The organism is Streptomyces sp. NPDC013157 (genome assembly GCF_042899865.1).
Taxonomy (GTDB): domain Bacteria; phylum Actinomycetota; class Actinomycetes; order Streptomycetales; family Streptomycetaceae; genus Streptomyces.
The window spans coordinates 129,889-144,080 of record NZ_JBIBAK010000024.1 but is presented as its reverse complement, the minus strand read 5'-3'; the positions used below and the strand labels follow the sequence as shown (position 1 = coordinate 144,080).

General features: G+C 71.8%; 14 protein-coding genes. 5 read left to right on the top strand and 9 right to left on the bottom strand.

Translation table 11 applies throughout. The features are described from left to right. Positions 1-192: 192 nt before the first annotated feature. Positions 193-855 (bottom strand): TetR/AcrR family transcriptional regulator, encoded by a 663-nt coding sequence (locus ACFY6U_RS47090; protein ID WP_390048574.1) that lies wholly within the window; start codon positions 853-855, stop codon positions 193-195. Between the two features lie 203 nt (positions 856-1,058). Between ACFY6U_RS47090 and ACFY6U_RS47085 the strand changes: the two genes are divergently transcribed. Next, a complete protein-coding gene (locus ACFY6U_RS47085) occupies positions 1,059-2,180 on the top strand; it encodes a medium chain dehydrogenase/reductase family protein (protein WP_390048572.1) in 1,122 nt (373 codons plus the stop codon). A 41-nt stretch (positions 2,181-2,221) separates the two neighbouring features. Here the strand turns inward: ACFY6U_RS47085 and ACFY6U_RS47080 are convergent, their stop codons facing one another. After that, positions 2,222-3,445: a GDSL-type esterase/lipase family protein gene (locus ACFY6U_RS47080; RefSeq protein WP_390048571.1), complete on the bottom strand. Its 1,224-nt coding sequence runs from the start codon at positions 3,443-3,445 to the stop codon at positions 2,222-2,224. Between the two features lie 56 nt (positions 3,446-3,501). After that, on the bottom strand, positions 3,502-4,074 hold the full coding sequence (locus tag ACFY6U_RS47075) for a TetR/AcrR family transcriptional regulator (protein WP_390048570.1): 573 nt from the start codon (positions 4,072-4,074) through the stop codon (positions 3,502-3,504). Positions 4,075-4,153: 79 nt separating this feature from the next. On the opposite strand from ACFY6U_RS47075, the gene ACFY6U_RS47070 reads away from it, so the two are divergent. After that, positions 4,154-4,648, top strand: coding sequence for an FBP domain-containing protein (locus ACFY6U_RS47070; RefSeq protein WP_390048569.1), 495 nt, complete (start codon positions 4,154-4,156; stop codon positions 4,646-4,648). A 10-nt stretch (positions 4,649-4,658) separates the two neighbouring features. Here ACFY6U_RS47070 and ACFY6U_RS47065 read toward each other — a convergent pair whose 3' ends face one another. Then, positions 4,659-5,357 carry a TetR/AcrR family transcriptional regulator gene (locus ACFY6U_RS47065; protein WP_390048567.1) on the bottom strand — a complete coding sequence of 233 codons (699 nt, stop codon included), beginning with the start codon at positions 5,355-5,357 and terminating at the stop codon, positions 4,659-4,661. A gap of 205 nt (positions 5,358-5,562) precedes the next feature. Here ACFY6U_RS47065 and ACFY6U_RS47060 point away from each other — a divergent pair, with 205 nt between their 5' ends. Beyond that, positions 5,563-6,036, top strand: a complete 474-nt coding sequence (locus ACFY6U_RS47060; RefSeq protein WP_390048565.1) for a nitroreductase/quinone reductase family protein — start codon at positions 5,563-5,565, stop codon at positions 6,034-6,036. On the opposite strand, the gene ACFY6U_RS47055 is transcribed toward ACFY6U_RS47060, so the two are convergent. Next, entirely contained in the window at positions 6,026-7,309 is a 1,284-nt protein-coding gene (locus ACFY6U_RS47055; protein ID WP_390048563.1) for a geranylgeranyl reductase family protein, read from the bottom strand. The two genes, ACFY6U_RS47060 and ACFY6U_RS47055, sit on opposite strands and share 11 nt — an antisense overlap. Before the next feature lie 192 nt (positions 7,310-7,501). On the opposite strand from ACFY6U_RS47055, the gene ACFY6U_RS47050 reads away from it, so the two are divergent. Together ACFY6U_RS47050 and ACFY6U_RS47045 are read left to right on the top strand one after the other, a co-directional pair. Next, positions 7,502-8,857, top strand: a complete 1,356-nt coding sequence (locus tag ACFY6U_RS47050) for a dipeptidase (RefSeq protein ID WP_390048561.1) — start codon at positions 7,502-7,504, stop codon at positions 8,855-8,857. Between the two features lie 169 nt (positions 8,858-9,026). Beyond that, positions 9,027-10,082, top strand: coding sequence for a protein kinase family protein (locus tag ACFY6U_RS47045; protein WP_390048560.1), 1,056 nt, complete (start codon positions 9,027-9,029; stop codon positions 10,080-10,082). On the opposite strand, the gene ACFY6U_RS47040 is transcribed toward ACFY6U_RS47045, so the two are convergent. Genes ACFY6U_RS47040 through ACFY6U_RS47025 form a run of 4 tightly spaced genes read right to left on the bottom strand, consistent with a single transcriptional unit; the run spans position 10,055 to position 14,121 of the window. Further along, the gene (locus tag ACFY6U_RS47040) at positions 10,055-11,107 is read right to left on the bottom strand and encodes an ABC transporter ATP-binding protein (RefSeq protein WP_390048558.1); all 1,053 of its coding nucleotides are present in this window, start codon (positions 11,105-11,107) and stop codon (positions 10,055-10,057) included. The genes ACFY6U_RS47045 and ACFY6U_RS47040 overlap by 28 nt on opposite strands. After that, on the bottom strand, positions 11,104-12,222 hold the full coding sequence (locus tag ACFY6U_RS47035; protein WP_390048557.1) for an ABC transporter ATP-binding protein: 1,119 nt from the start codon (positions 12,220-12,222) through the stop codon (positions 11,104-11,106). The genes ACFY6U_RS47040 and ACFY6U_RS47035 overlap by 4 nt, the downstream gene beginning before the upstream one ends. Beyond that, complete coding sequence (locus ACFY6U_RS47030) at positions 12,219-13,142, bottom strand: ABC transporter permease (protein WP_390048556.1); 924 nt, start codon at positions 13,140-13,142, stop codon at positions 12,219-12,221. The genes ACFY6U_RS47035 and ACFY6U_RS47030 overlap by 4 nt, the downstream gene beginning before the upstream one ends. Further along, positions 13,135-14,121, bottom strand: coding sequence for an ABC transporter permease (locus ACFY6U_RS47025; protein ID WP_390048554.1), 987 nt, complete (start codon positions 14,119-14,121; stop codon positions 13,135-13,137). The genes ACFY6U_RS47030 and ACFY6U_RS47025 overlap by 8 nt, the downstream gene beginning before the upstream one ends. Positions 14,122-14,192: the final 71 nt, after the last annotated feature.

Below are 14,192 nucleotides of genomic sequence, written 5' to 3'. Positions count from 1 at the left end.
ACGCTCTCCTGGCCCTCTTCCGCGAGGCGGCCCCGTAGTTGGTCGGCCTGGCCACAAGACCTGAAACGGTGACCCGCGAAGTCCGGGGCTAGACGCCGTCGCCCCGCGCGAGCGTCAGCCCGGCGAGGTGATCACGCGTACTCCCCGGGTAGTAGGCGGCAGCAGGCCGCCGGGCCGGGCAGCGGCCCGGGGTCAGCGGCCCGGGGTCAGCTCCGCCACCTCGGCGTCGAACAGCCGGTCCGGGTCGAAGCCCATGCCCGTGAAGTGGCCGGCGAGTTCGAGGGAGAGAACCCCGTGCATCCGGGTCCAGAAGGCCAGCGCCCGGCGCAGTACTCCCGGCGGCGCGGGGTGTCCGCCGGCCCACTCGCGGTGCTGGGAGAGGTGCGCGGTGAATCCGGCGGAGGCCGGCGGCGGCGCCTCGGGCTCGGCCGCCGCGCAGACGTCGAGCAGAGCCGCCATGATCTCCTGGGCGATGCCGGTGATGTCGTCGGGCGCCCGGTAGCCGGGGACCGGCGTGCCGTAGACGAGGAAGTAGCGCTGGGGGTCGGCGAGCGCCCAGCGGCGCAGGGCGTGGGCGAGGCCGCCGATACCGGCCTCGGCCCCGGCGGCGGCACCGAAGGTGTCGGCCAGACTGCGGTAGGCGTCCCGGATCAGCTCGGTGATCAGCTCGTCGCGGCTGCCGAAGTAGCGGTAGAGAGCCGGACCGCTCATGCCCAGTTCCTTGGCGATCGCGTTGAGGGACAGGCCCGTCGCGCCTGACCTGGCGATCTGCTCCCAGGCGCGCGCCTTGATGTCCGCCCGCACCTGGCTCCGGTATCGCTCGCGGGGGCTCACCGCGTCCGCATCTGCCGCCATGGCCGTCACGCTCCTCTCGCACCAGTTCGTTTCAAGCTATCACTTTCGAGAGTGGCTCTAACAGTAGCGATGACCCCATCCGACGCGACGGCTTGACACTCCAGCGAGTACACGTCATGTTTGTTATAGCTTCTAACGCAAGCGAGAGCCTATCTCGCTTGCGAATACATCTATACACCGTCAGGCACACGGAGGCCGTCGTCATGGGAATCGCAGAAACCGCAGGAACCGCAGGAACCGCAGGAACCGCAGAAGCCGCCCGAAGCACCCAGCTCGTCGAGGTCGTCCTGCCGGGCATCGTGGAGCCGGAAGGCCTCCGCATCGAGCGCCGGGAGATCCCGGCCCCCGCCGCCGGCCAGGTCGTCGTCCGCGTGGAGGCGACCGGTGTCTCCTTCGCGGAGCAGCAGATGCGCCGCGGCCGTTACTACGACCAGCCGGCCTTCCCCTTCGTCCCGGGCTACGACCTGGTCGGCACGGTGCTCGCGGCCGGTGACGGCGTGGCGCCCGGGCTCGTCGGCAAGCGCGTGGCGTCGCTGGTGAAGGTCGGCGGCTGGGCCAGCCATGTCGTGCTCGACGCGGCCGACGCCGTGCAGGTGCCCGCCGGCGTCGGCGCGGCGGAGGCGGAGACGCTGGTCGTCAACGGCATCACGGCCTGGCAGATGCTGCACCGCAAGGCCAGGGTGCGCAGCGGCGGCACGATCCTGGTGCACGGCGCCAACGGCGGCGTCGGCACGGTGCTCGTCCAGCTCGCACGGGCGGCCGGCCTCCACGTGATCGGCACGGCCTCCGCCCGTCACCACGCCGCACTGCGGGAGCTGGGCGTGACCCCGGTCGACTACCGCGCCGAGGACGTCCCGGCCCGGGTCCGGGAACTGGCTCCCGGCGGCGTCGACGCCGTCTTCGACCATCTCGGCGGCCGCAGCGTCATCGACTCCTGGCGGCTCCTCGCCCCGGGCGGCACCCTGGTCGCCTACGGCAGCGCCACCACCAGGGACGACTCCGGGTCCAAGCAGCTCCCCGTGCTGAAGATCCTCGGCCGGGTGTGGCTGTGGAACGCGCTGCCCAACGGCCGGCACGCCTGCTTCTTCAACGTCTGGGAGGGGCGCGCCCTCGGCAAGGACCGCTTCCGGGCCCGGCTGAGTGCCGACCTCACCCAGGTGTTCGAGGCCTTCCGGCGCGGCGAGGTGACCGCGCGCATCGCCGCCCGGCTCCCCCTGACCCAGGCCGCCGAGGCCCTGCGGCTCGCCGAGTCGGGGACCGTCGCGGGGAAGGTCGTACTGGTCCCGGACGACGGCGACGGGGCGTCGGCCGACTCGGCGCGATGAGGAGCCCCGGCGCAGCGACCGTCGCCTCGGCGACCGTCAGCTCAGCGGCCGCCGACCCGGCTCCGCCCGTCGGCCCAGCGGTCGCCGCCGCTCCCGGCGGAAGCGCCGTCGTCCGCGAACGCCAGCCCGGCGAAGCGTTCGCCGATGCGGCGGTGGGTGGCCGCGTCCGGGTGGAGCCCGTCGGGCAGCGGGAGTTCGGCGGTGTCGGCCTCGCCGTAGAGGGCACGGCCGTCGAGGTAGTGGAGGTGCGGGTCCTCGGCCGCGCGCTGGGCGACGATCCGGGACAGCTCGTCCCGGATGACGTTCAGGGTGAGCTTGCCGCTCGCGCGCTCGGCCGGGTCGCCCACGGCCGTGAAGGTGACGCGGCCGGCACCGAAGGCGCTCAGGTCCATGGCGGTGGGGCCCGGTGTGTCCTCGTGCATGGGGCACAGGATCGGCGACACGACCAGCAGCGGGGTGGTGGGGTGCCCCTCCCGGACGGTGTCGAGGAAGCCGTGCACGGCGGGGCCGAAGGCGCGCAGCCGCATCAGGTCGGTGTTGACGACGTTGATGCCGAGCTTGAGGCTGATCAGGTCGGCGGGCGTGTCCCGGACGGCGCGGGCGGTGAACGGGTCGAGCAGAGCGCTGCCGCCCAGCCCCAGGTTGACCAGCTCGACGCCGGCGAGCGCGGCCGCGAGCGCGGGCCAGATGGCGGTGGGGCTCGCGGCGTCGGAGCCGTGGCTGATCGAACTGCCGTGGTGCAGCCAGACCCTGCGGCCGTGGTCGGGTACGGCGGCGAGCGGGGCGTCGGTGCGCAGGGCGACGAGTTCGGTGGTCTCGTTGTGCGGCAACCAGATCTCGACGGTCTTCTCGTGCCCGGGCAGGCCGGTGAAGCGGAGGGTGCCGACCGGCCCGGGGCGCAGTTCCACGGTCCCGGCGCCCATGTCGACGACCTGGACCGTGCCGCCGGACACGCTGCCCTGGCCGGCCAGGGCGCCGTCGACGAGCAGGTCGTAGACGCCGTCCGGACGGGCCGGCGCGCCGGCGTAGAGCCGCTTGGTGGGGAGGGTGTCCAGTTCCACGGCGGTGGCGCGGGTGCGGAACACCAGTCGTACGCCGGAGGGCTGGGACTCGACCATGGCGAGCTGCGGGTCGGCGCACTGGGCACGGGCCCGGGCCGGGAGCCGGTGCGGAAGGACGCCGTGCTCCGTGTGCTCCAGATCGAGGGCGCCGCGCAGGAGGGCGGCGGTGATCGGCGTGGTGATCCAGCGGGGGTCGGTGTTCATCGCCTCTGCGTTCCGTCTCTGTTCCGGCTGTGTTCCGTCCGCTGCGGACGAGGGGGTCAGGTCGGGGTGGGCCAGTTGCGCAGCAGCGCGTCGAGCGCGTCGAGGACGCGGGTCCAGGACTGCTGGCTGTCGGGGGCGCTGTGGCTGAAGCCGCCGCTCAGTTCCAGGTCGACGTAGCCGTGGAAGACGCTGCCGAGCATGCGGACGGCATGGGTCTGGTCCGGTTCGGTCAGGTCGTAGCCGCGCAGGATCGCCCGGGTCATCTGGGAGTGCCGGACGCCGGCGCTGGCCGCGGCCGTCTCCGGGTCGAGGCGCAGCCGGGCCGCCGTGTAGCGGCCGGGGTGGGCGCGGGCGTAGTCGCGGTAGACGTCGGCGAACGCGACGAGGGCGTCCTTGCCGGCCCGTCCGGCCAGTGCGTCGGCGGCCCGGTCGGCGAGTTCCTCCAGCGCCAGCAGCGCGATCCTCGTCCGCAGGTCCTGGGAGCTCTTGACGTGCGAGTACAGGCTGGCGACCTTCACGTCGAAGCGTCTGGCCAGCGCCGAGACGGTCACCTGGTCGAAGCCGACCTCGTCGGCCAGCTCGGCTCCGGCCCTGACCAGCCGTTCCGTGCTCAGTCCCGCTCGCGCCACGCCCGCTCCTCGCCTTCACCTCTTGCCTGAACCGATTATGCGTTTGCCTAAAACCTTTAGGCAAATTAGCGTGCGCCGCATGAGACAGCTGACCGAGCAAGAGATCCGTGCCGCGTTCGTGAACTGCAGCAAGGGCGCGGCGAAGCGCCTGAACATCCCGCACGACCTGGACGAACGGCCGTGGGCCGACCTGGACTACTTCGGCTGGCGCGACCCCCAGGCACCCGATCGCGCCTACCTGGCGACCGAACTGGACGACGGTCACGTGCGGGCGGTGGCGCTGCGCTGCCCGAGCCCCGCCTCCTGGCAGACCCGGCGCAGCATGTGCTCGATCTGCCTGACCACGCACACCGGAGGGGTCTCGCTGATGGTCGCCGCCAAGGCGGGGAAGGCCGGGCAGCAGGGCAACTCCGTGGGCGCCTACCTCTGCAGCGACCTCGCCTGTTCGCTGTACGTGCGGGGAAAGCGGGACGCGGGCGTGGGCGGGCGGATGCCGGAGTCGCTCACGCTGGAGGAGAAGATCCGGCGGACGGTCGGGAACCTCGCCGCGTTCCTGGAGAAGGTGACCGGGTGACCGGGCGCCGTCAGGGGAAGACCAGCCCGACGCCGTGGGCGAGCTGTGCGGCCGCGTGCCGGAAGAACCGCTCTCGTTCCGCCTCCGCCACGACCCCCTTGAACTGACCGAACAGTTCGAACCCCACCAGCCCGAACAGCTGGGCCCACGCCGCGGCCATGGCCACCGCCACCTCCGGCGGCAGGCCGGGCACCAGTTCGTCGGCCATCCGGCGGGCCTCGGAGGCGAGTTCGGCGGGTACCGGAGTGCGGGCCAGACCGCGCCCCTCGAACGCCTCGCGCAGGATCCCGATGAGGACCAGGGCGACCCGGGCGGCCGGCGGAATGGTCGCCTCCGGCGCCGAGTAGCCGGGCACGGGCGAGCCGTAGATCAGCGCGTACTCGTGCGGACGGGTCAGCGCCCAGCCGCGCACCGCCTCGCACACGGTGACCCAGCGGTGCGCCGGGGCCGCGCCGGCGGCAGCGGCGTGGGCGCCCTCGGCGGCCTCGCCGAGGGAGTCGTAGGCGTCGATGATCAGCGCGGTGAGCAGGTCGTCGCGGCTGGGGAAGTAGCGGTAGAGCGCCGAGGAGACCATGCCGAGCTCGCGCGCCACGGCCCGCAGCGACAGCTTGGCCGCACCCTCGGCCGCGAGCTGTCTGCGTGCCTCGTCCTTGATGGCCGTGGTGACTTCCATCCTGGCTCGCGCGCGGGCGCCCTGCGGGGTGGTCATGAGGAGCAGTTTGCCATGTTCGCAGAGCGGTGCACACGATTTGGAGCACTGCACTGGATTTGGATCGGCGATCACGGACCAGAGCGACGCTCACATACAAGTGCACCGCTCAAAAAAGAGAGCACCGCTCTTGCAATGGATCACCGATCTCCCCACACTGTTCCTTGAGCGAGAGCACTGCTCTCCCAAACAAGTGGGGGTCACCATGTCGTCGTCCGAAGCGCAGCCGTCGCCCCAGCCGTACTACGCCGAGGCCCACCCGGTGGCCGTCCGTATGAACAGCCTCGTCGGCTGGCTCGCCCGGCGCGGGATCAGTCTCGCGGGCAGCGCGGAGCTGTCCGTGCGCGGCCGCAAGAGCGGCAGGATGCAGCGCATCCCGGTCAACCCGCACACGTACGACGGCACCCAGTACCTGGTCTCGGCGCGCGGGAACTCCCAGTGGGTGCGGAACATGCGCATGGCCGGCGGCGGGGAGCTGCGGGTGGGACGGAAGGTGCGGGAGTTCACCGTGGTGGAGCTTCCCGATGCCGAGAAGCTCCCGGTGCTGCGCGCCTACCTGGAGAGGTGGGGCTGGGAGGTCAAGCAGTACTTCCCGGGGGTGACGGCCGGGTCCTCCGACGACGAACTCGTCGCGGCCGGCGCCGACCACCCCGTCTTCCGGGTCGTCGTCACGAACTGACGGCTTCCTCGTCGGCCGGGTCCGCCGCCGGTGCGCTCTCCTTCGCCGCCGGCTCCGGGCCGAAGGCGGTGAGGGCGCGCTGGGCGAGCGGGTGGGAGCGGATGAGCTCGCCGAGGGAGGTGCGGCCCTGGGTGATCTCCTTGAACGCCCGCCAGGCGGGACGGAACCCGGTCAGCGCCGCGTGGAAGAGCCCTGGGCGGCGCTCGAACACCGCGAGCATCCGCTTGCCGACGCTCATCTCGACGCCGAGGCCCGCCTTGACGGCGAAGGCGTAGTTCAGCGCCTGGCGGCGGGTGTCGACGGCGTCGTGAGCCTCGGCGATCCGCACCGCCCACTCCCCCGCGAGCCGCCCCGAGCGCAGCGCGAAGGAGATGCCCTCGCGGGTCCACGGTTCGAGCAGGCCCGCCGCGTCGCCGCAGACCAGCACCCGGCCCCGGGACAGCGGGGAGTCGTCGGCGCGGCAGCGGGTCAGGTGGCCGGAGGAGATGCTCGGCTCGAAGCCTGCCAGGCCGAGCCGGGCGATGAAGTCCTCCAGGTACCGCTTGGTGGCGGCGCCTTCACCGCGGGCCGAGATGACGCCGACGGTCAGGGTGTCGCCCTTCGGGAAGACCCAGCCGTAACTGCCGGGCATTGGGCCCCAGTCGATGAGGACCCGGCCCTTCCAGTCCTCGGCGACCGTCTCCGGCACCGGGATCTCCGCCTCCAGGCCGAGGTCGACCTGGTCGACCTTCACCCCGACGTGGGCGCCTATGCGGCTGGCGCTGCCGTCGGCGCCGACCACCGCGCGGGCCAGCAGGGTCTCGCCGCCCTGGAGCACGACCGCTACCGTCCGCCGGTCCGGGACCGCCGAGCCGTGCTGCTCGACGCGCTGCACGGCGGCGCCGGTGCGCAGCTCGGCGCCCGCCTTCTGGGCGTGCTCGACCAGCTGCTGGTCGAACTCGGGCCGGTTGATCAGCCCGAACATCATCTGCTTGGAGCGGCGGGTGCGGGTGAACCGTCCGTTGTTGGAGAAGGTGACCGCGTGCACCCGGTCCTTGAGGGGCAGCTCGAAGCCGGGCGGCAGCGCGTCGCGCGAGGGGCCGATGATGCCGCCGCCGCAGGTCTTGTAGCGGGGCAGCTCGGCCTTCTCCAGCAACAGCACGCGCCGTCCGGCGACCGCCGCCGCGTAGGCGGCCGAGGCCCCCGCGGGTCCCGCGCCCACCACGACGACGTCCCACACCCGCTGCGCGTCGTCCGCCCGCACGTCGTCCGCCGAAGAATTCTCGCCGCTCACGATGGTCCGCTGCTCCGATCAAGCCGTAGAAGCCGTATCACGCCGTATCAAGCCTCAGGTCAGGCTCTGTCCGTCCGTAGGCCGACACCTGGCACCTGTCCCCCCGCATCCTACGGCGGAGATCGCCGCAGGCCACTGTGGGAGGATCGGTCCACTCACCAGTTCAACGTCGCACCCACGAGGAGCGTGCCCATGTCGTCCAATCCGGTCGCCGAGACCGTCGCCGCCCTGCTGCCCAGGGCCAAGGCGGAGCTCGCCGAGCTGGTGGCCTTCAAGTCGGTGGCGGACTTCGCCCAGTTCCCGAAGAGCGAGAGCGAGGGCGCCGCGAACTGGGTGGCCGACGCACTGCGCGCCGAGGACTTCACGGACGTCGCCGTACTGGACACCCCGGACGGCACGCAGTCGGTGTACGGCTACCTGCCGGGCCCGGAGGGTGCCAAAACGGTCCTGCTGTACGCGCACTACGACGTGCAGCCGCCGCTGGACGAGGCCGCCTGGACCACCCCGCCGTTCGAGCTGACCGAGCGGGACGGCCGCTGGTACGGGCGCGGTGCCGCCGACTGCAAGGGCGGCGTGATCATGCACCTGCTGGCGCTGCGCGCGCTGAAGGCGAACGGCGGCGTCCCGGTCAGCGTCAAGGTGATCGCCGAGGGCTCCGAGGAGATGGGCACCGGCGGCCTGGAGCGGTACGCCGAACAGCACCCCGAACTGCTGACGGCGGACGCGATCGTCATCGGCGACACGGGCAACTTCCGGGTCGGGCTGCCGACGGTGACCACGACCCTGCGGGGCATGACCATGGTCCGCGTCCAGATCGACACGCTGCGGGGCAATCTGCACTCGGGCCAGTTCGGCGGTGCCGCCCCCGACGCCCTGGCCGCCCTGATCCGCGTCCTCGACTCGTTGCGCGCCGAGGACGGTTCCACGACGGTCGACGGGCTCGCGCCCCAGTCGCGGTGGGAGGGTCTGGAGTACGACGAGGAGCAGTTCCGCAAGGACGCCAAGGTGCTCGACGGTGTCGGGCTGATCGGTGACGGCTCGGTCGCGGACCGCATCTGGGCCCGTCCGGCGGTCACGGTGCTCGGCATCGACTGCCCGCCGGTGGTCGGCGCCACCCCGTCGGTGCAGGCGAGCGCCCGCGCCCTGGTCAGCCTGCGGGTGCCGCCGGGCGTGGACGCGGCCGAGGCGAACAAGCTGCTCCAGGCCCACCTGGAGGCGCACACGCCGTGGGGCGCCCGGGTGCGCACCGAGGCGGTCGGCCAGGGCCAGCCCTTCCGCGCCGACACCACCAGCCCGGCCTACCGGGCGATGGCCGACGCGATGGCGGTCGCCTACCGGGACGAGACCATGCAGTACGCCGGTCAGGGCGGCTCCATCCCGCTGTGCAACACCCTCGCCGGCCTCTACCCGCAGGCCGAGATCCTGCTGATCGGCCTGAGCGAGCCGGAGGCACAGATCCACGCCGTCAACGAGAGCGTGTCCCCCGAGGAACTGGAGCGGCTGTCGGTGGCGGAGGCGCTGTTCCTGCGGAACTACGCGGCGGGCTGACGCGCCCGGCGCGGCGGACCTCGCCGGTCCGCCGCCGTGCGCGGTGGGCCGCATCGCCCTGCCCACAGCGGAGGACCCTCGTCGCGGACGGGGGTCCTCCCTGCGCTCGGGACACGGACGCTGCGCGAATCCGCGGACACCTGCGGGCCGCCGCGGTGACCATGGGGGGATGACCGACACCGCGCGCCGTGTCGCCGCCCATGCCGACATCGCGACCTCCCTGGCCCTGTTGAGCGACGTCGAGCTGACCGAGCTGGTCGCGGCGGGCGAGCCGCTGGGAACGGGGGTCGGCGGCACAGCCGTGCGGATCACGGTGGACGGCACCGCGGTGTTCGTGAAGCGGATCCCCCTGACCGACCGGGAGCGGAGCCCGCTGCACGTCCGCTCCACCGCGAACCTCTTCGACCTGCCGCCGTACTGCCACTACGGCATGGGTGCCGTCTGCGGCCCGGGATTCACCGCCTGGCGGGAGCTGGCCGCGCACACGGCGACGACGAACTGGGTACTGACCGGCCGCTTCCCCGGCTTCCCGATGCTCCACCACTGGCGGGTACTGCCGGACACGGCCCGCCCGCTGCCCGACGAACTCGCCGACGTCGAGAGGGTGGTGGCCTACTGGGGCGGCTCGACGGGCCTGCGTGAACGGATCGAGGGCCTTCGGGACGCCTCCGCGAGCGTGACCCTGTTCCTGGAGCACTTCCCGTCCACCCTGCACGACTGGCTGGACGCCGAACTGCGCACGGAGCGGGCGGATGCGGTCTGCGGCCGAGTGGCGCGGCAACTGGAGGAATTGACGTCCTTCCTCCACGCACGGCAGCTCCTGCATCTGGATGCCCACTTCCGTAACATCCTCACCGACGGCCGGGATCTCTACCTCACCGACTTCGGGCTCTCACTGAGCTCCCGTTTCCGGCTCACGCCCGACGAGCGGGACTTCTTCGACCGGCATCGGCACTACGACAGCACCTACACCTCCTACCACCTGGTGATCTGGCTCGTCACCGCCCTGTACGGGTACCGGGGTGAGGAGCGGGCGGAGTTCGTGCGCGCCTGCGCCGACGGGCGGCTGCCCGAGGGGATCCCCCGGGGCGCCGCCGAGTTGGTGGTCCGGCACGCCCCGCTCGCCGTGGGCATGGAGGATTTCTTCCGGCGGCTGGGCCAGGAGAGCCGGCTGACGCCGTTCCCGTACCCGGACGGTCACAGCAGCTGCACGCTCTCCGCGTAGTGGCAGGCGACCGGGTTGCCGCCGCCCCGGTCGACCAGGTCCGGCACCTGCTCGACGCAGGCGGTGCGCTCGCTGTCGGTGAGCTGGTTCGCGAACTTGGGGCAGCGGGTGCGGAAGCGGCAGCCGCTGGGCGGGCGGACCGGGCTCGGGACGTCGCCCTGGACGGTGATCCGTTTCCGGGCGCGTTCCTTGCGCGGGTCGGGCAGCGGGATCGCCGAGACCAGGGCCTGCGTGTAGGGGTGGGCGGGGCGGGCGAAGAGCTGCCGGGCGGGGGCGATCTCCACCAGGCGGCCCAGGTACATCACCGCGACCCGGCCGGCGACATGCCGCATCACGGAGAGGTCGTGCGCCACGAACAGGAAGGACAGGCCCAGTTCGCCCTGCAGGTCCATCAGCAGGTTGAGGACGCCCGCCTGGATCGACACGTCCAGCGCGGAGATCGGCTCGTCCAGCACGATCACCTTGGGACGCAGCGCCAACGCCCGTGCGATGCCGATGCGCTGGCGCTGGCCGCCGGAGAACTCGTGCGCGAAACGGTTGCCGTGCTCGGGGTTGAGGCCGACCAGGCGCAGCAGTTCGCGTACCTCGTCGGGGGCGCCCGGGCCGTAGCGGCCGTGGATGCGCAGGGGTTCGGCGACGATCTCGTGGACGGAGATCCTGGGGTCCAGGGAGGCGTACGGGTCCTGGAAGACGATCTGCAGCTCGCGGCGCAGCGGCCGCATCTGACGTCTGCTCAGCTCGGTCAGCAGCCGGCCCCGGTAGTGGACGGAGCCCGAGGTGGCCGTCTCCAGGTTGAGCAGGGTCCGGGAGACGGTCGTCTTGCCGGAGCCGGACTCGCCGACCAGGCCGAGCGTCTCGTTCTCGTACAGGTCGAAGGAGACCCCGCAGACGGCGTGCACGTCGCCGATCCGGCGGCGGACCACGCCCCGCGACATCACCGGGAAGTGCTTGACCAGGTCGCGGACCTGGAGGACGGGGTCGCCGGTGCCGCCGTGGCCGGGCAGCGGGGGCAGCGGATCGGTCATCGGGCATCGTCCTCCAGGTCCGCGAACCGGGCCAGGGCCTCGGTGTCGGCGCCGACGGCGTCGAAGACCTCGCCGGCCGCCGCGTCCACGAGTTCGTCGGCGAAGTGGCAGGCGCTGCGGTGCGCGTCGGATCCGGCCGGGCGCAGCGCGGGTTCGGTGCTGTCGCAGGGCTCCCGGCGCATCGGGCAGCGGGGCCCGAAGGGGCAGCCCGGGGGCAGGTTGAGCAGCGAGGGCGGCGAGCCGGTGATGGGGGTCAGCCGGTCCTCCTCGCGGTCGAGACGGGGCAGGGAGCCGAGCAGGCCCAGGGTGTAGGGCATGCGCGGGGTGTAGAAGATGTCCTCGACCGAGCCGGTCTCCACGATCCGCCCGGCGTACATGACGGCGACCCGGTCGGTGTGTCCGGCGACCACGCCCAGGTCGTGGGTGATCAGGACGAGGGCGGCGCCGGTCTCGGCGCGGGCGGCCTCCAGCGCCTCCAGGATCTGCGCCTGGACGGTGACGTCGAGGGCGGTGGTGGGCTCGTCGGCGATGATCACGTCCGGGTCGTTGGCGATCGCGATGGCGATGACGACCCGCTGGCGCATGCCGCCGGAGAGTTCGTGCGGGTAGCTGTCGACGCGCCGTTCGGGGCTCGGGATGCCGACCGTGCCGAGGAGCTCGACGGCACGTGCGCGGGCGGGGCGTTTACCGAGCCTCGGGTTGTGCCGGAGCAGGGTCTCGGCGATCTGGTAGCCGACGGTGTAGACGGGGTTGAGGGAGGTCATCGGGTCCTGGAAGACCATGGCGATGCCGCTGCCCCGTACGTCCGAGAGGCGGGTGTCGGACATCCCGAGCAGTTCCGTGCCCTCGAACCGCACCGAGCCGCGCACCCGGGCCGTGCCGGGCAGCAGCCCCATCACGGCCAGCGCGGTGACGGACTTGCCGGAGCCGGACTCGCCGACGATGCCCAGTGCCTCGCCCCGCTCCAGCCGGTAGCCGACCCCGCGTACGGCCCGTACGACACCGTCCTCGGTCGGGAACGCCACACTCAGGTCCTCGACTTCGAGTACGGCGCCGGACTCCTCGCCCTTCCCGACGACCCTGTCGATGCCCTTGGGGTTGCCCGTGTCGGTCACTGTCGCACCCTTTGCTGCCGGGGGTCGAAGGCGTCGCGCAGTCCGTCGCCGATGAAGTTGATGGTGAGGGCGATGGCGATGATGAAGGCACCGGGGATGTAGAAGAGCCAGGGCCGGGTGTCGACCGCGGTCTGGGCCTGGGCGACCAGCAAACCGAGGGAGGTGTCGGGCGGTTGGACCCCGAACCCGAGGAACGACAGGGCGGTCTCGGTGAGGATGCCGGTGGCGACCAGGATGGTGGCGTTCACGATGATCGGGCCGAGCGCGTTGGGCAGCAGGTGCCGGAAGATGATCCGGGTGTCGGAGGCGCCGAGCGCCCGGGCGGCCTCCACGAACTCCTTCTCGCGCAGCGAGAGTACGGACGAGCGCACCACCCGGGACACGTAGGCCCAGGTGAGCCCGGCGATCACCACGGCGATCCAGTACCAGGAACCGCCGCTGCGCGAGGAGATGACCAGCGCGATCGCGAACAGCGGGAGGGTGAGCACGAGATCGGCGATGCGCATCATCAGCGCGTCGACGAACCCCCGGTAGAAGCCGGCGACGGCCCCCCACACGGCGCCGACCAGGGTCGAGCCGAGCGCGATCAGGATGGCGATCTTCAGGGAGGTCTGGGTGCCGCGCATCACCTGCGCGTAGGCGTCGTACCCCGAGGAGTCGGTGCCGAACGGGTGCTTCCAGGAAGGCGGTTGGGAGTTGTCCGGGGTGTACTTGGCGTACGAGTAGTGCCAGAAGTGCGGGCCGGCGAAGGCCCACAGCACGATCAGCACGAAGACGACCAGGCTGATCATCGCGGCCCGGTGGCGCAGGAAGCGGCGCAGCACGAGCTGGGTCTGGCTGCGCTGCACGACGGTGAACTCGTGGTCGTCGCCGCTCGGCGTCCGGGTGCCGGCCGGCCCGAGTGCCCCGATGTCAGTCATAGCGGATCCTCGGGTCGAGTACGGCGTAGAGGAGGTCGGCGAAGAGGTTGAAGACGATGACGACGACGGCGGACAGCAGCAGCCAGGCCATGGTCCGGTAGACGTCGAGGGTGGTGGCGGCCTGGACGAGCATCTCGCCCATGCCGTGCCACTGGAAGATCGTCTCGGTGATGACGGCGCCGCCGAGGATGATCGCGATGTCGAGGGCGGTGACGGTGGCGAGCGGGATCAGCGCGGTGCGCAGGGCGTGCCGGGTGAGCACCCGGCCGCGGCGCAGCCCCTTGGCGCGGGCGAGCCGCACGTAGTCGCTGTCCAGGACTTCGAGCATGGCGGCGCGGGTGTAGCGGGTCCAGGAGGCGAAGGAGACCAGGGCCAGGGTGATGGTGGGCAGGATGAGGTGGCCGATGCGGTCGGTGAACTCGTTCCAGGTGGTGTCGACTTCGAGGTACGGCGATTTCTCGCCGATGGTGCCGAGGAACTGGCTGCCGGTCTCCTGGTTGAACCAGATCCCGGCCTGCTTGAGCAGCACTGCGAACCAGAACACGGGCATGGCGAGGAACAGGAAGCCGAGGAAGGTGATGGTGTAGTCGGCGACGCTGTACTGGCGGATCGCGCTGAACACGCCGAAGACGATCGCCATCACGAGGGCGAGCAGCATGGCGGCGGCGACCAGGGTGACGGTGACCCGGAAGCGGGTGAACAGGTCGTGGCCGATGTCCAGGTTGGACTGGACGGACGGGCCCCAGTCGCCGTGCAGGACGCCGGTGATCCAGTTCCAGTAGCGTTCCACGACCGGTTCATCGGCGTGGATGTGGCGGGCGAAGGCGGTCACGGCGGCCTTGCTGGGCGGCGGTTGCCGGGAGGTGGCGAAGTTGGCCACGGGGTCGCCGGAGTTGACGACGACCAGGAAGACGATGAACGTCGAGACGATCAGGACGGGGATGGAGACGAGGATGCGGCGCACGGTGTAGGCGAGCATGCGGTCTTCTCTCGCGGGAGGCCCGGCCCCGGGGTCTCCGGGGCCGGGAATCGGTCCGGCTGGTCGCTGGG

Bases quoted from the DNA above. Each gene is read 5' to 3' on its own strand.
- ACFY6U_RS47025 (WP_390048554.1), bottom strand. From the start codon at position 14,121: ATGCTCGCCTACACCGTGCGCCGCATCCTCGTCTCCATCCCCGTCCTG.
- ACFY6U_RS47045 (WP_390048560.1), top strand. From the start codon at position 9,027: ATGACCGACACCGCGCGCCGTGTCGCCGCCCATGCCGACATCGCGACC.
- ACFY6U_RS47050 (WP_390048561.1), top strand. From the start codon at position 7,502: ATGTCGTCCAATCCGGTCGCCGAGACCGTCGCCGCCCTGCTGCCCAGG.
- ACFY6U_RS47060 (WP_390048565.1), top strand. From the start codon at position 5,563: ATGTCGTCGTCCGAAGCGCAGCCGTCGCCCCAGCCGTACTACGCCGAG.
- ACFY6U_RS47040 (WP_390048558.1), bottom strand. From the start codon at position 11,107: ATGACCGATCCGCTGCCCCCGCTGCCCGGCCACGGCGGCACCGGCGAC.
- ACFY6U_RS47085 (WP_390048572.1), top strand. From the start codon at position 1,059: ATGGGAATCGCAGAAACCGCAGGAACCGCAGGAACCGCAGGAACCGCA.
- ACFY6U_RS47090 (WP_390048574.1), bottom strand. From the start codon at position 855: ATGGCGGCAGATGCGGACGCGGTGAGCCCCCGCGAGCGATACCGGAGC.
- ACFY6U_RS47065 (WP_390048567.1), bottom strand. From the start codon at position 5,357: ATGACCACCCCGCAGGGCGCCCGCGCGCGAGCCAGGATGGAAGTCACC.
- ACFY6U_RS47070 (WP_390048569.1), top strand. From the start codon at position 4,154: ATGAGACAGCTGACCGAGCAAGAGATCCGTGCCGCGTTCGTGAACTGC.
- ACFY6U_RS47080 (WP_390048571.1), bottom strand. From the start codon at position 3,445: ATGAACACCGACCCCCGCTGGATCACCACGCCGATCACCGCCGCCCTC.
- ACFY6U_RS47030 (WP_390048556.1), bottom strand. From the start codon at position 13,142: ATGACTGACATCGGGGCACTCGGGCCGGCCGGCACCCGGACGCCGAGC.